This window comes from Oscillibacter acetigenes, from assembly GCF_025567605.1.
GTDB classification, from domain to species: Bacteria; Bacillota; Clostridia; order Oscillospirales; family Oscillospiraceae; genus Oscillibacter; species Oscillibacter welbionis.
This window is the reverse complement of the sequence record NZ_JAOQKG010000004.1, coordinates 196,592-217,480: the sequence shown is the minus strand read 5'-3', so window position 1 is coordinate 217,480 and position 20,889 is coordinate 196,592. Positions and strand designations below refer to the sequence as shown.

At 54.1% G+C, this 20,889-nt stretch carries 13 protein-coding genes; 5 read left to right on the top strand and 8 right to left on the bottom strand.

The features are described 5' to 3' along the window. Positions 1-199: 199 nt before the first annotated feature. The 8 genes from OCV80_RS09870 to baiCD all read right to left on the bottom strand — a co-directional run bounded on the left by OCV80_RS09870 (position 200) and on the right by baiCD (position 8,918). The gene (locus OCV80_RS09870) at positions 200-862 is read right to left on the bottom strand and encodes a manganese catalase family protein (RefSeq protein ID WP_021748435.1); all 663 of its coding nucleotides are present in this window, start codon (positions 860-862) and stop codon (positions 200-202) included. 761 nt (positions 863-1,623) lie between these two features. After that, the gene (locus tag OCV80_RS09865) at positions 1,624-1,842 is read right to left on the bottom strand and encodes a hypothetical protein (RefSeq protein ID WP_136890750.1); all 219 of its coding nucleotides are present in this window, start codon (positions 1,840-1,842) and stop codon (positions 1,624-1,626) included. A 306-nt stretch (positions 1,843-2,148) separates the two neighbouring features. Further along, positions 2,149-2,334: an IS66 family insertion sequence element accessory protein TnpB gene (tnpB, locus tag OCV80_RS09860; RefSeq protein ID WP_119311173.1), complete on the bottom strand. Its 186-nt coding sequence runs from the start codon at positions 2,332-2,334 to the stop codon at positions 2,149-2,151. 418 nt (positions 2,335-2,752) lie between these two features. After that, positions 2,753-4,147 carry a 2-carboxy-D-arabinitol-1-phosphatase gene (locus OCV80_RS09855; protein WP_119311174.1) on the bottom strand — a complete coding sequence of 465 codons (1,395 nt, stop codon included), beginning with the start codon at positions 4,145-4,147 and terminating at the stop codon, positions 2,753-2,755. Between the two features lie 14 nt (positions 4,148-4,161). After that, positions 4,162-5,655, bottom strand: coding sequence for an NAD-dependent epimerase/dehydratase family protein (locus OCV80_RS09850; RefSeq protein WP_119311175.1), 1,494 nt, complete (start codon positions 5,653-5,655; stop codon positions 4,162-4,164). 83 nt (positions 5,656-5,738) lie between these two features. Further along, the gene (locus OCV80_RS09845; protein ID WP_025543945.1) at positions 5,739-6,071 is read right to left on the bottom strand and encodes a nuclear transport factor 2 family protein; all 333 of its coding nucleotides are present in this window, start codon (positions 6,069-6,071) and stop codon (positions 5,739-5,741) included. 25 nt (positions 6,072-6,096) lie between these two features. Next, positions 6,097-6,897: an SDR family oxidoreductase gene (locus tag OCV80_RS09840; RefSeq protein ID WP_136890751.1), complete on the bottom strand. Its 801-nt coding sequence runs from the start codon at positions 6,895-6,897 to the stop codon at positions 6,097-6,099. Between the two features lie 62 nt (positions 6,898-6,959). After that, a complete protein-coding gene (gene baiCD, locus OCV80_RS09835) occupies positions 6,960-8,918 on the bottom strand; it encodes a bile acid Fe-S flavoenzyme BaiCD (protein WP_119311177.1) in 1,959 nt (652 codons plus the stop codon). Between the two features lie 413 nt (positions 8,919-9,331). On the opposite strand from baiCD, the gene OCV80_RS09830 reads away from it, so the two are divergent. From OCV80_RS09830 to OCV80_RS09810, 5 genes are all read left to right on the top strand, one after another. Beyond that, on the top strand, positions 9,332-10,534 hold the full coding sequence (locus tag OCV80_RS09830) for a helix-turn-helix domain-containing protein (protein ID WP_158629674.1): 1,203 nt from the start codon (positions 9,332-9,334) through the stop codon (positions 10,532-10,534). Beyond that, a complete protein-coding gene (locus tag OCV80_RS09825; protein ID WP_136890752.1) occupies positions 10,531-11,067 on the top strand; it encodes a hypothetical protein in 537 nt (178 codons plus the stop codon). The genes OCV80_RS09830 and OCV80_RS09825 overlap by 4 nt, the downstream gene beginning before the upstream one ends. A 727-nt stretch (positions 11,068-11,794) precedes the next feature. Beyond that, on the top strand, positions 11,795-12,640 hold the full coding sequence (locus OCV80_RS09820; protein WP_119311179.1) for a tyrosine-type recombinase/integrase: 846 nt from the start codon (positions 11,795-11,797) through the stop codon (positions 12,638-12,640). 341 nt (positions 12,641-12,981) lie between these two features. Then, positions 12,982-13,848, top strand: coding sequence for a tyrosine-type recombinase/integrase (locus tag OCV80_RS09815; protein WP_158629675.1), 867 nt, complete (start codon positions 12,982-12,984; stop codon positions 13,846-13,848). 164 nt (positions 13,849-14,012) lie between these two features. Further along, positions 14,013-20,606, top strand: a complete 6,594-nt coding sequence (locus OCV80_RS09810) for an S-layer homology domain-containing protein (protein WP_119311181.1) — start codon at positions 14,013-14,015, stop codon at positions 20,604-20,606. Positions 20,607-20,889: the final 283 nt, after the last annotated feature.

Genomic DNA, 20,889 nt, shown 5'->3' with positions numbered 1-20,889 from the left:
ACAGAGGTTCAGACTTAGAAAATCAGACTGCTTGCAGCCAGAATTTGAACTGTTCCCATTTTTATGTCACATTTTACTTTCGAATACCTTTCCTCAAAAAAGCTTGTGCTGCAAGGATTTCGCACATAAAACAGCCCTACCTAATCTGATAAGTCCTACAAACTTGTTCAGATTGGGTAGGGTCGTTTCTCTTATTCTATCAATCGAACTTAGGTGCGGAAACCTCGTTTCCAGCAAAGGTATTGGGGCCGGGATTGGAGAGGGAGAAATACATTTTCGCCGCCTTGGTCGTACCAAAATCCCGGTTGGAGCCACTGTCCTGCACCTCGTTGAAGGCATCCCGGAACATCTGGTTGTGAGCCTCCTCCCGGTTGAGCAGGAAGTCGATGGTTTCACGGACCTTCTTGTCGTCGATCTGGCGGTACAGGTATTCATAGACCACCTTGGCCCGCTGCTCAGAAGCGATGTTGCTGAGCAGGTCCGCACACAGATCGCCGGTCACGGTCACATAATCGCCGGTCCAGGAATAGCCGGAGGCATTGATTAAGCCGGGGTTCAGGCCCAAGATCACATGGCTCTGGATCTCGCCCGCCTTGACCTGATCTGCATCTACATCGTGGCCGTTGAGCAGATTAATGGTCTGGGCCACCATTTCCATGTGTCCCAGTTCCTCTGCTGCGATATCCAGAAACAGGTCCTTGATCTTCTGGTCCTTGATGCGGAAGCTCTGGGACAGATACTGCATAGCCGCTTTCAGCTCACCGTTGCCGCCTCCCAGCTGCTCCTGCAGCAATGCTGCATACTGGGGATTCGGCCGCTCCACGGCCACCGGATGGAATAACTGCTTTTCATGCTTAAACATATCTACCGCTCCTTTTTCGTGGTAATTCTTAGTTTGCTTGATATGCTCCGAAATATACCGGCAGAAAGCGGCTCAGGAGATGCTAGGCCGAATCAAGGAATAGGGCCATCAGTCGCGGAACTGCAGCTAGAGCAAACAATTTTACCGCGTACATTTACAAAGCAATCGATAAAACCGAGCGGTGAATCATTTTATCGCTGTTCAAAATGGGAAGCAATGATTAATAATCGGCAGCAGAAATCGGTGATAAACACAAAGATGAAAAAATGGGAATCTCTACCTCAGGGACCATGCTAAAACCGGAGCTTCCGCCATTGTTGAGATATCGGTCAAAAACCTTTCCTGAGCGACGGAAAAGGTAAGATCTGTCGGATCATTCGCTGTGCCTATGCTTGTCCACAGTTCAGCAAACTGCTTCAGGAATACGAAGCAGGCGGCAAAGATGCTGTGGATGATAAAATCATCCACACGCTTCGCAAAAGATTCCCCACAGCTAAAATCATGCCCGACCTCCTTGTAGAAGCCCAACACAGTACGGTCCGGATCTTTGAAGTTATGAAGGCAATCACGGAAAAGAAGGATAAGCCGTGAATGCAATCGCAGAATTTCTAAGAGAGGAAAGAGTAACCTTTTCCGTAATACCACAGCCAGATGCCTTTGCGTGAAGGTGTTGACATGGGCAAACGGGAATGTGAAATGCTGCGCAGTGCGCTGGCCTCTACCCGTTATGAATACCCCCGCCCAAACTGAACAGATATCTGTCACCGTTCAGTTTGGGTGGGGGTATTCAAGGAGCGCCGGGTATGGGCGGCCGCCTTTGTCCGCTTATCTCTCCGCTTGGACAGCCATGCCTCTGTCTCATCAAACATGCGTCTCAACCGGTTCATCAGTTCCTCTCCCAGCCGCTCCGAGAACGCCCCACAGAGTTTCTTCCTGCTCAGATGTGCCTGTTCCAGAAGCCAGTCCAGTTTCTGGTTCAACTCGTCTCTTTCCGCTTTCAGACACTCATATTCCGCCCGTGAAATGGTTACCATCTCCAGGGGTGCTTGTCCCGTGATTTCTTCCGTTTTTCATGGGTGAATTATGCTATATTGGGGCCAAAGCGTTCAAAACCTCCAGTGCTTTCAGCCGTTTCCTACCCCAATTATATGTAGGCCACTCCCCGGGCGGCGAACCTTTGACCGCTCCATTTTCAACCCCTCCATCAGCCAGCGGTATCGCTGCGGCGTCAACCGCCGTACCTCCTTTTCGTTTTGCGGCCGTTGGTATGCGCCTGTTCCAGCCGCTTATAGCTTATACAGCAGGATGCATCCATCCCGGTCCCTGCAGAACTCCCTGATGCAGTCCAGCCGTCTGCCGCAGAGCAGAAACAGCGTATTGGTGAACGGGTCCGGTTTAAACCGTTGCTGCACCATGGCCGCCACCCCATCGATTCCTTTCCGCAGATCCGTATAGCTGCAGGCGAGATATATACCTTGTCTGCTCTGGTGAAGTTACGCAGCATGATTTCAGTACCTGGCAAATCGTCCACACTGCAGCCGTGTCCGCACCTGAATAGATGCCTGCTTTCCCTTTTCCGTTCCGGATGCTTGCAACCACTCCACCCCCTCTCTCCCGCTCAGGCAGCAATGGGAGTTCTACTTCGCCTTATCCGTCCCTACCTTTGACAGTTACATCACCTATACCGTGATGTACGATGCGGAGGGAAATGATCTGTCCACCATGGCAGGCATCTGGACGTCGGCATCATTGATACGAGGGCTCTGCGGCCCGAACTGACACGCGGCGATACCCAGTCCATGCCCAAAAAGGGGAACGGGCCAACCTTGCGGATGGCCCGTTCCCCTTTTTCAGGAAATTTGGAGGAAAAGAAGTATATCTATATGAATTTTATTGCGGATGTACTGTGAATACATCTCCGTCAAATGTAATATGTACAACATCCGCATTTTTCAGAGCGACCGCTTTCTCAGAGGAACCGAGGGCTTCTGCAAGCAGTTGGACGGCCAATTCCGAAGACACTACCAGAACATTGCCGCCGCCGTGGCTGTAAGTTTCCTCACAGATTGTCTGGAGGGCGCCCGTGAGACGCTGGCGGGCGCTTTCATAGTTTTCTGTCATACCGGTCTTGTCTGCGGCTGCATATGCGGCGAGACGGGCATGGGCAGTGGGCTCTTCCCCTGCCAAAGCATCCGCAACCGCACGCAATTCTCCGTCAAAATAGCCGCAGCCCACCCCACGCAGATCCATGTTCTGATTGACCATGAGATCGGGATTTACCGCGCTGTTTTCCACGATGATCCGTGCGGTATGGATATCCTTGAATTGATCGCTGGCATACACGGCCGCAAACTCCAGATTCCCCAGTGCCTTTCCAAGTTCCGCAGCCTGTGCCTGACCGTTCTCTGTCAGTGCAGTATCCAGCTGCCCATTCAAACGCATAGCGGCATCTGCCGCGGTTTCGGCATGAACGGTTAGATAAATCTCCACCGGATCAGGAGATTCCATTTTTTCCTGGGCTTTCTGTGCATAGCTCAGATCATTAAAATCCAAAACGGTGTATGTATGGTCTTTGTACTCAATCAGGACAATACTGGAGTTGTCCAGCGGCTCCAGTTCCTGCTCCTGCATAATCTCTGCTGCGATCATGCTGTTGATTCCACCGTGGGCCACCATCAAGATATTTCCGCCGCCGTTTTGGGCCCTTTCCTCACAGATCCTCTGGAAACTTTCAAAGGCCCGGTCTTTCATCTGCTCATAACTCTCGGCCAGTCCCTCCGGATCCTTTTCATGGAACTGGTTTGTGAATTCCTCAGTTGTCACACCGCTGAACTGCATACCCTCGTCCGTCATCAGTTCGGCATAACTCATCGGCTCATAGGAGCCGCCATCGACCTCTTTCAGGTCTTCGACAGGTATGATCTCCAGATCTCTGGATGTCTGACTCTGGGAGAGGATGATGCGCGCAGTTTCCTGGGTGCGGCCCAGCGTACTGGCATAGGCGGCTTCAAACTTGACGCCGGAGAGCCCCAGGCCCACGGCATATGCTACCTTGCGACCTTCCTCTGTAAGCGGCGTGTTGCCGCGGCCGCTGACAAAGCGGCCGGTCTGATTCGTCAAAGTCTGCCCGTGACGGGTGAGATAGACGTATACCGGCGCCTCTTCCACAGCCCCATCCTGAACGGGCTCCTGCACAGGAGCTGTGTCGGGGGGCTGCTGGGAACAGGCGGACAGCAGCACACAGGCCAGACAGAATATACTAAATGTCTTAAACAGACGTTTCATGGCAACAAGCCTCCTTACTTGCCCTGATAGCCCAGATCGTTTACCTTTTTAGGGATGGAAAAGGATTCAGAGATGTCGTGCAACGGAGCCCACACTTGGTTGAAGAAGGGGCTGCGGGCGGCGACGGCTCCATAATTCCAAGCATTGCGCTCGCACTCCGGGCACCAGTGCCCTCCCTTTAATATCAGGTTCGGACTGGCCTCAAATTCGTGTCCGAACGCGCAACGCCAGCGCACGGGCCTGTAGAAATCACCGGCGGTATAATCGAGGCAGGCACCGCCACGGAACTCCGCGGCTTCCTTCATGTCGTTCAGCCCCAGCTGCTCCAGTGGCTTGCTCTCATCATAGCCGTGGTTCAGATAGACCGGTGTGCGGCTGGGCTCGGGGAATTCCACCTCATCCCAGCTTTTTGGCTGTGCCAAGGCTGCCGCCCGGCTTCCAAAAAAGGCGCGCACCCAGTCATCGTGTCCCTCTTCCAGCATCCACAGCGTTCCCATCTCCTGATGGGCAATCTGCTCGTGCATGGCCTTCATCCGCTCCTTTGTAGGCAGGGCCGCAGCATCCCCGTTTGCAATCATCGTCTCCATGGCCTGCCACGCGCCAGCGATATACTGCTGATAGGTCATCACACGGAACCTCAGGATATCATTGAGTGCGTCTGAGTCCGTATACCACTGGCCATGGAAATTGAATCGGGCAAACCATCGGGGCTCAAATACATCCTTGAATCCAAAGCCAAAGGGTTTCAGCATATCATCAAAGTATTGTATATAGTTCAGCCGAAAGCTCTCGCCGCCGCCAATGTTGTAAATGCCCCGCCAGAACTTCTCCGGGACCCAATCCTCACATACGTTTGCCAGGAGGAGCCCAGACTCGATGGAAGTCACCCATTCCAAAAGATTCTGCGGCGGCTGATGGAAAATGATCGGTTCCCGGGCTGCCGACTCCTTGGAGGGCATAATTCCTGTTTGACGCAGACTCACCCAATGCTTGAGCCCGGACTCAATGACCGCTCTCTCGGCGGCGATTTTAGAGACTGCGTAATAGTCAAATGCAGATCCCTTGATGGGATCTCCGCAACGCCCCCAGTGGATAGGGGGCAGACGGCAGCCGGTCTCTGCCACTGTTCCGATATAGACCAGTTTGATCGCATCCGGATCTGGTTGTGCCTTGATCGCCCGGATGATATTCATAGTCGATCCAAGGTTGACCTCAAGACTGCGCTGCGGCAGTTTATCGGCTTCGGGAGAAACGAACGCCCCCACATGCAACACATAATCCGCGCCTGTCACACAGCGCAGGATATCGTCGTAGCAGCAGAGGTCCCCCCAGACAATCTCCAACGCAGCGTCATGTTCATAGCGGGACATAAATGCTTTGTTCTTAGCGGAAGGCCGGACCAAAACGCGAAGGTTGAAGCGGTCGGACCGGGATAGGATCTGCTTGAGGCCCTCCTCTCCCATGGTGCCAGTGGCACCAGTAAGAAATATGATTTTTTTACTTAACATGCTTGTTCAGCCTCCTTACCTTACTTACTGCCCTTTTTGACAATATCCTCCTTTCAATTTTTGAAAGGAGGATATTGTCATGTTTACTCTGCGCGATAACACACATGGTACCGGGCAATTTTGCCATCTTTTTCTTCCAGCAGCTCGCCGCGGCAGGGTATCTCAATACCGGGGTAGCAGATGATGTAATCCAGAACATTGCCGTTGAGCGAGACCGGCTTGGCACTCATGGGCATTGAGTGGAAATACATATTGAAAATCATGTCCACGCCCTCTTTTCCTCTGACAAACATAGGGTCCATGCCTGCACAGGTAGGAGCGGTGTCATAGAAGATGCAATCGTCAGCGAACAGTTCAGCAAACAGTTTGGAGTCGTTTTTATTGAAGACTTCCGCATAATTGGTCAGTGGATTCATAGTTGGATTCCTCCTTCAATTTTTATCACAATCCCTCGGTGCGCAGGAAGCCGTCCGTTCCGCCGTCGGCAAAAATGATAGCACCGCATATCGCCACAGACTCTGGACTCAGCAGAAACAGAGCAACCTTGGCAATATCATCAGCAGGCAGGAACTTGCCGGTGTTATACAGCATGGGGATAGGGTAGTTAATCATGTTGGCAGAGAAATCCGGGTCAGCCACACCCTGATCCATCAGCTCAGTCTGCGTAGCGCCGGGAGCGATGGTGTTCATGCGGACGCCGCGAGCTGCCCAAGAACCGGACCAGCGGCGTACCCAGCGGGCGATAGCATTCTTGGATGCCTGATACGCCTGATATTTGGCAGGTCCCTCCAGTGTTTTACCATAGGCAACCGCTGCGTCCTCATCGTTTTGGTTCAACATGATGTCCACCAGTTCGGTGTTCAGCTGGGGCAGCGTGGCGGAGTTTGAGGACACCACCAAGATGACGTCCTTCTTTTTCTCCACCAGCGGATAGGCGCCTTCTGTCATTTCTCTGGCAGCAAAATAGTTAATGCTGACGATGACATCCGCAGGCTGGGTGGGGCCAACGCCGGAGCAGGACACGAAGCCATCCAGTCCATCTGGCGCCGCAGCATACAGCGCCTCCAGTACCCGTCCCCGCTCTGCTTTCATCGCCAGATCTGCGGAGATGTTGACGTCCGCAGCGTCTTCAGCAGCGGCCCTTCTGGAAATGTTGATGACATAGTGTCCCTGAGCCTTCAGCTGTCTGCCGATTGCCGCGCCGATGCCGGATGATGCTCCGGTGATTGCGTAAATTCCCATATTGATGAGACCTCCTTCATTTTTATCACTTCGCACCTTCAGAATGCGAAGGGGAAAACAAATCAAATAGAGAGGGCGGCCCGATAGGCTTCATGGATAGCGTTTAGAGCCAGCCGCGGCGCCGCCAGTGCGTCGCCCACCACATAGCAGGGAATCCCTGCTTCAGCGCAGGTATCCTGTAGATCCTGAGAGGGAACCGGCTTGGACCCAATCGCCATGACCACAAGATCTGCCGCAAGCATCCGTTCCTTCCCATCCTGCTCCACGATAACTTCGTCCGCCCGGATTTCTTTGCAGGTGGTATTTACCAGGACCTGGATATCTTCCTGCGCCATTGCCATATGTGTGCCGATTTTCCGCAATTGTCCCAGCTCACCCAAAACTGAGTCTTTCATCTCTACGACCGTCACGCTGGAACCCTTCCCAGCCAGAAATTCAGCCACTTCCATGCCAACCAGTCCGCCGCCGATCACCACGGCCTTGCCCGCGGACACATCTTTCTGGGCCAGAAGTTTATGAGACTCCACGACACAACCGCTGTCAGCACCCGGGATATTGGGGATAATCGGCTTGGAGCCGATGGCAATGATGACGGCGTCCGGTTTTTCTGCCGCAATGAGTGCGGGTGTCACCGGCGTGTTGGTTCGGATCTCCACGCCCAAGTCACGGATGTTTTCTGCCGCCATGTACGCCGCCCGTTGGAAATCGCCTTTCCGGGGCGCGGCACCGGCCAGCACAAATTGTCCGCCCAGAGTGTCTCCGGCTTCGCAGAGGATTGGATGATGTCCGCGCTTGTATAGGGCATCTGCAGCCTCAATCCCCGCGATGCCGCCTCCGGCGATTAGGACTTTCTTGGCCTGAGGGGCCGGACGCAGAGCCATGGTCTCTTCCTCCAGAACAGCGGGATTGCGCAGGCAGGTAATGTGTTCCAGCGAGGGATCTTCCAGGCAGCGGCAGAAATAGTCATAGCAGCCCTGGTCGCAGCCGATGCAGTATTTGATAGAGTTCAGCTTTCCGGCCTTAGCCTTGTTGCAGAATTCGGGATCCGCCAACTGGGCGCGGGCCATGACCACAAGGTCCGCCTTGTCCTGCATCAGGATATCCTCGGCCATCTCCGGCGTGTTAATCCTCCCGCAGGGCATCGTCAGCAGACCGGTCTCCCGGCGGATACGTGCGGCAGGCTCCACGTTGAAGCCGTGGGGAATGTCCACAGGTGCAACTTCATATACGGTAGCTGCAGTCAGAATGTTGCCCCGGGAGATATTCAGCACATCCACACCAGCGTCTCCGGCGCACTTGCAGAAATCAATGACCTCTTCAATGGTCAGGCCGCCTTCCAGCATATCATCCTGGCAGTCTATCCGCATGAACAGGGGCATCCCCTCCGGCATATTGGCCCGAATCGCCTGAATACAGGCCAAAGGAAACTTTTTGCGGTTTTCAAAGCTGCCACCCCATCCGTCTGTGCGCCGGTTGATCCCGCCAGAAAGGAAAGAATGCGGCAGATAGTTGTGTGCACAATGGAACTCAATGACGTCGATCCCGGCTTCTACGACGCGGCGGGCCGCTTGGCCGAACGCTTCAATAACGGATTGAATGCGCTCCTCTGTAATGCCGGGAACTGTATATTCCGGAGAGAGCGGCATATCTGAGGGAAGCAAAATCTGCGCCTGTGGGTCGCTTGCTACGGCGAGGCCGCCTTGCCACAGCTGAACAGCGACACGACCGCCAGCAGCGTGAACTGCGCTGCACAGCTTTTTCATTCCGGGAATATATCGATCATCGGCGATGGAGAGGAAGCCAGTAGGGGCGCTTGCGGCATCCACAGAGCAAACCTCAATGGTATTCAGCCCACAGCCGCCCTTGGCTCGGGCCACATGGTAGGCAATCAGTTTGTCTGTCACCATGCGCCCGTCTTCGCTGGCCGCACTCTCATGGGTGCCCATGGCGGACATCACCACCCGGTTGCGCAGCTCCAACTCCCGGATCTTGATGGGAGAAAATAGTTTCTCGAATGACATTTTTCTGCCTCCTCAACAGCTGTTCCTGACAATTGCGCATACTAGATCCGCTCTGTCTACCGTCTCTGCTCTGTGGGAGACAAAGGGATATATTCTGTGCAATTATCATAAGTGAACTCAAATTTTATCTTGTCTGTATATTTATTATAACAGCAAAAGAGGCTGCAAAGATTTGAAAGAAATCACAAGTTACTTGCAGCGATCCTTTTAAAAAAACAGATTCCTCACAGGAGAATCGGAACGGTTCTTGTAGATTTGCTCTGTTCTTCCTGGCGTATTTCCAAAATATACTTCAAGGTCTGTGTGCAAAAAAATCCGAAATGCTCCCGCTTTTTTACAAAAAGAATATATGTATTGAGCTCGGAGTAGGTAAGCTGTATAATCTTCTCAAAAAGGAAGAACGGAGGATGCCGATGGAACAGATCGTGAGAATGCTGGAGAAGCCGCAGCGGTATTTTACAGCCCACGCCTCTTGGTACGGTGTGGTTCAGACCTATACCGTCTCAGAAATAACACCGTTCTTTTGGGAAGACGAGTGTGTGATGTTCTACGTTCGCTCTGGTTCAGGCTTTCTACGAGTGAACCAGACCTTATACCCATTAAGCCAAGGCTGTTTTTGCAGTATGCACCAATTTCATGTGTTCCGGTTTGAAGCGTCTTCAGAGGAGCCTCTGTGCATGGAAGTGCTCATCTATCCCTACCCGGAGATGGCCTACTTTGTCACAAGCTTTGCCGAAGATGATTTGGCTTTTGGGGAATCTACAGTGGTTCTGCCTGCCTGTCAGGTGGATCGTGAGCTAGTCGAGCAACTTTTAAGCCTCTATCGAGAGGAAGCCCAGTGCGCAGACGAGGACAGTCGGCTGATCCGGCTATGCATCTCAGATCAGCTGCGGCTTCTGTATGGAACTGCTGTCTCCGTGGCTCCGCTTTTCCCAATGCCCCTGTGTGGTCAGATTTTCCTTTATATAGGGCAGCACAGCCTGAAGGCACTGACGCCTGCCTCTGTGGCAGAGTCTTTTCACATTTCCACACTCCAGCTGAACCGAGAATTGCGCCGGGTTTGTCTGGAGGGGTTTAACGCTGTGCTGCGTCATGCACAGGTATGCAATGCATGCGCTTGCCTGCTGCGCAGCAATGTTACTGGAACCATGATGGCAAAATTTGCAGGGTTCAAGAGTGAAAGTGCACTATATCGGGACTTTTTGAGGTTGCGGGGAGCAACTCCGCAGCAGTACCGTGAAAAAATGCTGCTGAATAGAACCCAGGCCCAGGGGCTGATCAATGACCAGCTCTCAGAGATCCAAGTCTATGTGATGGAGAATTTTCGATCTTCGGTCACATGTGATGCCTGTGCGCAGAAATTATTCCTGACCAAGAGTATCATCAACCGCCTATTGAGCGAAAAATATGGCCCGGATATTACATTCCATAAATATGTCAACCGTATTCGTCTGCAGTTTGCAACGGGGCTACTAGCTTCCAGCGACTTGCCGATATGTGATGTTGCTATGGAATCCGGATTCAACTCTGTGCATACATTCATTCGCTTATTTAAGTTGGAGTGTGGTGAGACTCCTGCGCAATATCGGGAGAGAAAGAAGAGGGATTACGCATGATTCTGGAAGGCGGGAATATATACAATCACAGTGGCTTGAGCCGGAATTGGCTGCATCAGGACATGCTTCCCGGCAATGTTCAAATGCGCCGCCAGGTTGTATACAATGCCACTGGCTATCATTATCAGGAAGGCTGTCAGTTTATTTTGGTAGACCATGGAGGCGGGTGCCTCATAGTCAATGGGGATGCCTATTCCCTGGAGGCCGGGAGTTGCTGCCTTTTGTTTGTTCACCACTTTTACAGTATTAAACCCTCGCAGTCCGTTCCGCTCACACTTCTTTCTTGCCTATTTTCCTACAGCACATATACCTTTTTAACTACCATTTCACAATTTGATTTTCTTTCTATTGATGTTCCGTCGCCACCGAACTTTGCGAATTTTTCTCCGCAGGAGATGGTACATATCCAGCGGATCGTTGCCGCACTTTCCAAGCCGGGAATTGGTGCCAACGGAAAAAGCATTCCCTTCCTGCTGGAATGGTTGACCAGGCTTCATCGGCAGATTGGTCTTAATAAATATCATTCAACTTAAATACCACAAAGGCTGGGAATTACTAAAACCAAAAGCTTATGATGCCATACCCCACGGCCCGGTCAGAATCCGGGCTAGCCGGGAGGCGTTCGAGCGCTCCAATGAAGAGGAATGAATGTGGAACGGAGGAGGACCTGCTGCCCTATTATGCTCTGTTCGGCCTGCCCCGCAAGCTCCGGACGCTGGAAAAGACGCTTGAGAGTATCCCCAAAGCTGGTCGCAGGATACCAGGATGGGCTACTTTTGTGATGCCTGGCTCCTGCTCACCCAAGTCGCCGGGGCACAGGAAACGGTCTGACTTGTCCTATCCGAGCAGTTCCCGCTCTACCGGTCGGATGGGGCGTACGACCCCACAGAGCTGGCGGACTGGTTCCACCAGCAGGCACCGGACATCGCATACCGCTTTGACCAGCGCAACGGCTATCCTGCTCATCAAAAGAAGATAGAGACAGCTTGGGCCGGGACACAGGAGATGGCGAACCAGAGCAATTAGATGAACCTGGCCGGTTGTCAAATTCAGAACACCTACCTAAGAGACAAGCAAGATGGCCTCCTTAAACCGGAGGCCATCTTGCTTGTCTCTTTTCAAAAAAACCTGCACTCAGTCAAACCATTTTTGTTCCAGAAGAAAAGTGAATTGGTGTTTAAGAAAGATTCGGGAATTGTAAAGATACCTCCGCGGCAATCAGGTAAACTGAACACACTATCTGAATGGAGGGATTTTAATATGAATATCCGAATTTTGAGTACAGAACAGATCACCGCTTATGACACTTATCTGCGCATAGAAGAGCGGGCCGCTGGCACCCGGGAGAAGTATCTGCGGGATGTGCAGGCTTTTGTCTGCTGGCTGAATGGAGCCGCCGTGACCAAAGAGGCTGTGACTAGCTGGAAGGAGCGGCTGCTGGCCGAGCACCGGGCGCCTTCCACAGTAAACGCGGCCTTGTCCGCCCTCAACGGCCTGTTCCGTTTTCTTGGCTGGGAGGACTGCCGGACGCGGTTTGTCAGGGTGCAGCGGCGGCTGTTTCGGGACCCGGCCCGTGAACTGACCCGCCCGGACTATGACCGGCTGATCGCCGCAGCGCGGGAATTGGGCAGGGACCGGCTGGCGCTGGTGATGGAAGCCATTTGCTCCACCGGCGTCCGGGTAAGCGAGATCCGCTATCTCACCGTGGAAGCCGTTCAGCGGGGCCGGGCGGAAATTTCTCTGAAAGGGAAAGTCCGTACCATTCTTATTCCCACCAAGCTGGCCCGGAAACTCTTGAAGTACGCCAAGAAAAATAAAACCGTTTCCGGCGAGATCTTTCTCACAGGAAACGGCAAAAGCCTTTCAAGGCGGCAGATATGGGCAGAAATGAAGCGGCTGTGCGTCCATGCGGGCGTGGAACCCTCCAAGGTGTTCCCTCACAACCTGCGCCATTGTTTTGCCACGGCCTACTACCGGGCCTACCGGGATATCGCAAAACTGGCGGACGTACTGGGGCATAGTTCCATCGAAACAACCCGCATCTATCTCCTAACCTCCGGGGCAGAGCACCAGCGGCAGCTCGACCGTCTGGGGCTGGTGTCATAGGCGGAGTTAACATTCCGCCCCAAACAAAACGGTTTTTCTACCTGCGGGACTATATACATAAAGAAATTATACCATTTCTATTCTCGAAAAGCAAGGAACTTCCTAACTTCCGGGCATGGAAAAGCAAGCCGCAAAAGGAGATTTTTTGCGGCTTGGTTTTGTGCGCCTCCTGCTCTCCTTTTATTGGGAGCAGGGGGCTTTATTTTTTGTGCTTGGTCCTTCTGCTGGGCACTTGTGCGCTAAAACTGTGGTCAGAATGTTAATTCAGTTTTCGCCGGGTATATCCCGGCGTTTGTGCTATCTGTGCGGAATGTTAATTCTGACGCTGCGAGGTGATAGATGTGCCATTGGAAAAGAGCCAGGAAAGGCCGAGCCTTTCCGAGAATACGGAACGCCTCAGCAGGCCGGGACTGCGCCTGACAGACGAGCTGGAACTGCGTTTTCTGGAAAACCTGCGGGAGCATGGGCGGACAAAGGGGACAATCAGCACCTACCGCCGCAACCTCTCCAAGCTGCGGAAATACCTGCCGGAGGACAGCAATCTGGACCCCGCCTTTCTCTCCAGCTGGCAGTCGGAACTGTTGGAGCAGGGCTATTCCCCCGGCACCGTAAATAGCTGCACGGCCACAGTCAACGGTCTTTTGGAGTTTGCCGGACGGCGGGATCTCCAGGCGGGTCAGATCCCTATAAACGGGGAAGTGTCTTCGCCGGAGCTGACCCGGAATGAATATCTCCGGTTGCTCCAGGCGGCGAAACTCCTGAAGAAACGCCAGACTTATCTGCTGGTGCTGCTGTTTGGCACAATGGACCTGCCGCTTCGCTCCCTGTCCCGTGTGACTGTGGAGGCCGTACAGGAAGGATGGGTGTTTGCTCCACGGCGGTTGCGTGTCCCGCCCTGCCTGCGCGCGGAGCTGCTGGCCTATGCCGGGGAGCGGGGGATCGGGAGCGGCCCGGTGTTCTGCACCCGGTACGGTAAGCTGATGGACCGTGGAAATATTAACGTCCGCATCCAATCGCTGGCCCGCGACGCGCGGGTATCGGCGGAAAAATGTAACCCCCGGTGCCTGCGAAAATTATGTACTGCCACGCAAGAGAGCATCCGGGCCAATCTGGAGCTGCTGGCCGAGCAGACGTATGACCGCCTGCTGGAAAAGGAGTCTTTGACTGCAGGTTGGAGCGACTGCTACAAGGGAGGTGAGGAGTTATGAACGGTGGAATTCCTTTGGCGGGGGCGTTTCAATGCCTGGCCAGGCAGCCGCCGGAGGCCAGATAGAGGCATTATGGAGGGAATTGAAGCTCCATAGGAAAAACACCGATTTTTGCAGACCGCGGCTGTGTGCCAAATCCAGGTCTGTGCAAGGAGGAAGATACCATGAAAAGGCGACTGTTGGCAATGGTCCTTTCGCTGGCTATGCTGATGGGGCTGCTCCCCACGGCTGCGCTGGCGGCGGGCAGCGGGGGGCCTTCTGGCGGTGCCCCGTATCAGGATCTGGGCCAGAGAGAGGAAGGGGCGGTGTCTGCGGCCAAGTTTACCATCTACAAGGATGGCGTGAAAGGCGACTCCCCTAAAGAAAATGTGCAGGCTGGTCAGTTGAGCGAAACCGCGCCCGATCTGACCGGGGAAAACCTTTACTTCGATCACGCCGAGGTGAACGGGAAGCGCGTGTATGAAGCGGGCACTCTGACGGGGCAGGATATCACCTACTACGGCTCCATCAGCGGGGCACTGTCCATTCTGGGCGAGAGCGAAACCATTGACCTTTACTATGTCTCCAAGTATCCGGTAACGTATCATGTGACCGGCGCGGAGAAGACCGCCGGGGACGATCTGGTGAAGAAGGGTGACTCCCTGACCTTTCGGGCAATGCCGTCGGCCAAGGGACAACGACTGGTCGTAAAGGCAGGAGATACTGACATTTCCAACACCGGTACAGTCTTTGGCCAGGACACCGGTGAAATGCTCTTTACGGTGGATAACGTACAGAACGAACTGACTATTACGATCACCGAGACAGCTGCAACATCATATACCTTTTCATATAATACAACTGACGGCGCATTCCGCAATGGCCGCATTACCAGCGGTAACAATAATCAGAGCATAACGCCGGGCGGAACGATCACTTTTAGAATTGAGTCAACAGCGGGCAGCCTGTTAAATCGGTACACATTGAATATGCTGGTCATCAACGGCCACGAGGTTCAGACTCCTGGCACAGAGACCGGCGAGGGTGCTTATGTAGAGTCTACCCTTCCAAGCGGCGAAACAGTACGGATAACTCTGGTGCAGGAGGACACTACAGCAGCTCCAATTCATTATCAGAATGATTATGAGGTTACGATATCCGATGTGTACACTGACCTCTATATCAGCGAAGGTAATTTTAAGCGCACAGACAGAAACGAGGTCATCATCAAGGAACTGTCCGGCATAGGAAATATTGTGGGCTGGGACGATGGCGCTGAGGAATATGTTCCGGGAAGCGTAAACCATGTGTATCTCCAGACGGGCAGAACCGGCAACGAGTTCTACTTCAATCTCAAGCCAGGCTATGAAAAACCGCAGCTTACCGTCAAGGTCAACGGTCAGGTAAGCGAAGCGGAGATGAATTTTGAAAAGAATATCGGAAATCTGCACGACGGGAGAGAACCGAGCTATACGCAGGAGCAATATCAGTACCGCTTTGATCTTCCCAATGGCTTGGGAGACAACATAGAGCTTTTCCTGACCGCGACTCCCATCACCTATTCGGTGGAATACCGGAATGATAGGAATAACAACGACCTGATTGGCGAACCAGAGACGGGCTTCACAGTGGTGGAGGGCAACAAGGATACCATCACCATCACCAGCCGGACACCTTATGAGACGGTAAAGGGGTATTCGCCGGATGGCTACGTTGTAAGAGGAACCAGTGCCCCAGTGTATCACGCCGGCGATATTGTAGATGTAAAAGATGTAGCCGCCGATGCCGCTGGGACCACCATCATCTTTGTACCACACTGGGTTCCTGTGAATGAAGTGAACGAGCGGAATATCACCATCAACCTGTACATCGAAGACCCGACCGACATCAACGGCAGTGACATTCCGGCGGCGAACTACCTGCGCACGGTGGCGGAGGGCGACGCCCTGTTCAGACCGAACGAGGAACGTGGCCGGGAGCATATCCGAGAGTATATTAGCAGCTCTGATGAGCCGTGGAAAGACACTTATAACGATGAGGACTTTGTGCTGCGAGAGGGTGGAGAGATCCAAGTCGTTAAGGAATCGGTTAGCTCCTTAGATTTCCACTTTGATGTGAAAAAGGGCAACCTGACGGTGAAATTCCAGTGGGGTGCGGGTGAGCAGCCCGACACCGCGGTGCCTGCTCTGCCAGAGAATATCACAGAGCAAATTGCCATCAAGCAGGCATTTTCTGTGGATGTGAGTGAGTCCATACCGGAGGGCTATACTGCTTCTACGACAACCGTTGCGGGGACGATGATCGAAGCGGGTGTGGAGAAAACCGTTTACCTGTACAAGGATGCGGACAATGACAATAAGCCGGACAACCACACCATCACCCTGACGTTTAATGCCGGTGAAAACGGAATCATTGATCCTAATAATCTGACATCCGGCGGAGCACTGTCAGAGGATCAAAAGACCCTGACCTACAAGCTGGTAAAACCAGTGGAAGGCGAACTGGAGGGCGACAAGTATCCGCAGATCCCGCAGGTCAACGCAACGGCGGACAGTATGGTCTGGACGGGCTGGTTCAACAATAAAAATGAATCCAGCCGCTACGCCGACTATGCGAACCAACCCGTCGGTGCGGACGCGGCAGATCTCACCTTTGATGCGCATTACGACGCTGCCGAAGGCCATAAAGAAGTTGCCATCCGCTATTACACCGAGCAGGAGAGCGGAGAGTTTGGCCTCGCCCGTACCCTTACCAGTTACCGGAAACCCGGCGAAACTGTTACATACGGCCGCCCTGCCCGTAACGGCTATGTGACTTCCAATGAGGGGACATCCGGCAGCCTGACCGTGACCGAGGATGGACCAAATACCGCCGATGTCTATTATTATCTTGACACGGACAACAACGACAAGCCGGATACCTACACGGTGACGCTGACCTTCCGGGGCACCGGCTATGGCAGTTGGGATATTGAGGACACCATGTGGGAGCAGATGGAGGCAGGAAAGGATTACATCTATGACACGGACTCCCGTGCTCTGAAAGTATTCCTTGTAAAAGCAAACGAAGCAGGCTTTGAGGCGGAGACCTATCCCGAGGCCCCCAAAGTAATTCCCGAAGATACCTACCTGTTTGACTCCTGGCAGGATGACAGCAAGCACGCCTATGGCTCCGGCACGGAGGGCGACGGCATCACCGTTGGAAGTTCCGTGGGGGCGGAAGACGCCAACAAGAGCTACACGTCGGTCTACAACGAGGATAAGAACAACGACGAAAAGCCCGACGACGAGCAGTACATTACGATCACCTTCCGGGCTGGGGAGCACGGGACGTTTGCCGATAGCGAAAAGACAGTGACTTATGATAAGCTGCTGCCGGGCTACAGCTCTTATCCGGAGGCCCCTGCCGTGACAGCAAGCACGGGCTGGCAGTTTGCGGGCTGGAGTCCGGAATACGATAAGAGCGGAACAATAGAAGCGACTGTACAGGAAAGCCAAATGTACACGGCGACTTATCGCGGGCAAGGCACGCTGACCTATGGCGGCAACGCACAGAGCGGCGGAGAGGTTTTCGACCTGCCGGATGAGCAGACCGTTTGGGAAGGAACCACCGTGGAGCTAAGCGGCCAAACGCCAACCCACACCCCCGTCAACGAAACATCCGTTGTATTCATCGGCTGGTCCAGAACGAAAACCGGCCAAATCTATGGCGAGGAGGATCAGGAAGCGTTTGAGAAGATCGCGTTGTTGCCTGGCAGGGTTTACATCGACAGCACGGCTTTGACGATCTACGCCGTATGGGGCTATGATACTGATGGCAACCAGAAGCCGGATGTGACGGAACCCACGGAAAAGCCCAACCTGATCAATGTCGTACCGCCTGCGGCAATCACCGTGGAAAACGGCACCGCCATTGAGGAGATGGGGCTTCCAACGCAGGTGACGATTCAGACCACGAAGGGCGATATGCAGGCTAATGTTACGTGGGATACTCAAAACACAAGCTATGATCCCAGCAAGGCAGAGGCGCAGACCTTCACCCTGAACGGCACGCTCACGCTGCCGGAGGGCGTCACGAACACGAACAGCATTCCCTTGATGACCACCATCAGCATCACCGTGAATGCCAAGGATGTGGAACCCGGCCCCGATCCTTCTGAGTCCTACACCCTGACCTACGATGCCAACGGCGGTTTCGGCGGGCCGGGGCAGGAGAAAGTAAGCGCGGATGAAGCGGAAAACTATCAACTGAACACCACCGACAAACCGACTCACAAGACGGCTGAAGATGGCACCATGATCATCTTCATCGGCTGGAGCGCTGAGCAGGACACTAAAATCTACGGCGCTTCCGATAAGGACGGCCCGAATACCATTGACAAGCTCACCCTGACTGCCAACGATGAAGTTTATGCCGTCTGGGGCTATGACGCCAACGAGAACGGCACGCCCGACGTGGAGGAAGACGGCAAGTACACCCTGGCCTATGACGGCAATGCCATCAACGACGGTGATCAAGTCGCTGGCGTCCCCGACGGCGGAGAAATCAAGTATGTTTCCGGGCAGGTCGCAGTTCTGGACACCGAAGAACCCACCTACACCTTGGCGCCAGCCACGGATGACTCCGCTGTGATTCCCAGCCCCACAGACGAGCCGGAGACAGAGACGCTCCCCAGTGGAGAGTCCGCAGGTGAGGAAGAGCCCACAGAGAGCGAACCTGCCGCAACCGATCCTGTTGAGGAATCCATCCCTACCGAGGAGAGCGCCCCCCCCGTAGAAACCACTCCCGCGCATGTGCCCGAGTTAGCCTCCATCGGCATGACGCGCCTCTCCTACCGCAGTGCGGGCGATGGCAGTGGCGACAGCGTGGTGTTCATCGGTTGGTCCCTCAACCAGCACAGACAGATTTTCAAGGGAACCGATACCGAAGCTTTCAAGTATGTACAAATCGTTCCCGCCGTGACCTTCGACGATGAAGACATCACCGTGTACGCTGTCTGGGGCTATGATTCCGACAACGATGGCACAGCCGACGTGCTGGGCGAGAATTATGTGATTCGCTCCTATGCCGGTCCCAACGGCAGCATCGATCCGAGCGGAGACACCACCGTTGCAGAGGGCGGCGACCAAGGCTTTACCTTTATTCCCGACTCCGGCTATGCGGTGGATAAGATCGTCATTGACGGTGACACGTATCTGAACGACGGCAACCTCAATCTGGCCGGCTATGATGCGGACAGCAAGACCTACACCTTCACCAATGTGCAGGCCGACCGCAGCATCGTCGTGACCTTCTCCGCCGATGCGGACAGCGACGGCGTTCCCGACAAGTACGATCCCGCGCCAAGCGAGAGATACACTGTCACCGCCAGAGTAAACGACGGTAACGGCACCATTACTCCCGTCAGCAAGACCGTTGACGCGGGCGATGATGTTGTATTCACCATTACCGCCTATGGAGGTTACGCACTAGACTACATCACTGTGGACGGCAAGGTGGTCTACTCCAACAATGATGCAGAAAATCCATTCAAGGATACCTGGACGCTCAAGAACGTGCAGGCAAACAGCGAAGTTGTGGCCTACTTTGGCGAGGATCAGAACGGCGACGACGTTCCCGATGCGCCGACCTACCTGACCGTCACGGCGCGGGCCGGTGAAAACGGCTCCATCAGCCCCAGCGGCACCTTGCTGGTGAAGCGAGGCGAGAGTCAGAGCTTCAGCATCACTGCAAGCTCCGACTACCATATCTCCGATGTGGCAGTAAACGGCGTAAGCGTGGGCGCGGTCAGCAGCTATGAGATGATAAGCATCTCCGAGAACATGACCATCACGGCCAGCTTCGCCCGCGACAGCAGCGGCGGCGGAAGTCACACCACCCGCTACACCATCACGGCCAGCGCCGGTAAGGGCGGAGAGATCAGCCCTGACGGAAGCGTTCGCGTGGTCCGTGGCAGCAGCAAAACCTTTACCATTACCCCGGATGCGGGCTATGTGATCGAGGATGTGCTGGTGGACGGCGAGAGCGTCGGCGCTGTGGATAAGTACACCTTTGAGAATGTGCGTGAAAAGCACACCATCGAGGCGGTCTTTGCCGAGCAGAACGGCGGTGTGGCAGACCCGGACGACACCGGCGTATCTGGCTGGCTGAACACCAAGGACCACAGTGCCTATCTCGGCGGTTATGGCGGCGGGTGGTTTGGGCCTGACGATAACATGACCCGCGCCCAGGTGGCGCAGATGTTCTATAACCTCCTGCTCAATAAGAATGTGCCCATCACGGTCAGCTTCTCCGACGTGGCCCCGGACGCATGGTATGCCGAGGCGGTCAATACCTTGGGCAGTCTGGGCATCGTCGCCGGTATCGGCAACGGGCAATTTGCCCCCGACCGGGCGATCACCCGTGCGGAGTTCACCGTGATCGCTATGCGCTTTGCAGAACTGGACACCAGTGGGGAGAACATCTTTACGGATGTATCCGAGAACGACTGGTTCTATGACTATGTGGTAGGCGCGATCAAGTATGGCTGGATCACCGGCTACTCCGATGGCCGCTTCGGTCCTTACGACACCATCACCCGCGCCCAGGTGACCACCATCGTCAACCGGATGCTGGACCGCAGTGCGGATGAAGCCTATGTGGACCGCCACGCAGATGAACTGGAACAGTTCACCGATGTGCCGGACACTCACTGGGCTTACTACGAGGTCGCAGAGGCCACCAATGCCCACGACTACGACCGCACCAGCGGCAGCGAAGACTGGACACAGCTCTGGTAAGCATACTGAACAGTACGGAGGAAAGGGACTTCGTTCCCTTTCCTCCGTATGCATAAATAAAATAAGGAGTTCTTTAAGCCGTAATATACTTAATTGCCGCATTGCCGCCTTTGCAGAAATGGAAGAAGGCGGCAATGCATCCCACTTCAATACCGCTCTGTTAAAACACAGCATCCCTCTGCCGGATGGGCCTGCTGAATCATTGGAGAAGCACATGACAAATCCGGAAACCTTTTGCGGTGTGCCGTAATACCCCATTTTTCTTGTAACTACTCATTCGTTT

Bases quoted from the DNA above. Each gene is read 5' to 3' on its own strand.
- OCV80_RS09870 (WP_021748435.1), bottom strand. From the start codon at position 862: ATGTTTAAGCATGAAAAGCAGTTATTCCATCCGGTGGCCGTGGAGCGG.
- OCV80_RS09855 (WP_119311174.1), bottom strand. From the start codon at position 4,147: ATGAAACGTCTGTTTAAGACATTTAGTATATTCTGTCTGGCCTGTGTG.
- OCV80_RS09850 (WP_119311175.1), bottom strand. From the start codon at position 5,655: ATGTTAAGTAAAAAAATCATATTTCTTACTGGTGCCACTGGCACCATG.
- OCV80_RS09845 (WP_025543945.1), bottom strand. From the start codon at position 6,071: ATGAATCCACTGACCAATTATGCGGAAGTCTTCAATAAAAACGACTCC.
- OCV80_RS09840 (WP_136890751.1), bottom strand. From the start codon at position 6,897: ATGGGAATTTACGCAATCACCGGAGCATCATCCGGCATCGGCGCGGCA.
- baiCD (WP_119311177.1), bottom strand. From the start codon at position 8,918: ATGTCATTCGAGAAACTATTTTCTCCCATCAAGATCCGGGAGTTGGAG.
- OCV80_RS09830 (WP_158629674.1), top strand. From the start codon at position 9,332: ATGGAACAGATCGTGAGAATGCTGGAGAAGCCGCAGCGGTATTTTACA.
- OCV80_RS09825 (WP_136890752.1), top strand. From the start codon at position 10,531: ATGATTCTGGAAGGCGGGAATATATACAATCACAGTGGCTTGAGCCGG.
- OCV80_RS09820 (WP_119311179.1), top strand. From the start codon at position 11,795: ATGAATATCCGAATTTTGAGTACAGAACAGATCACCGCTTATGACACT.
- OCV80_RS09810 (WP_119311181.1), top strand. From the start codon at position 14,013: ATGAAAAGGCGACTGTTGGCAATGGTCCTTTCGCTGGCTATGCTGATG.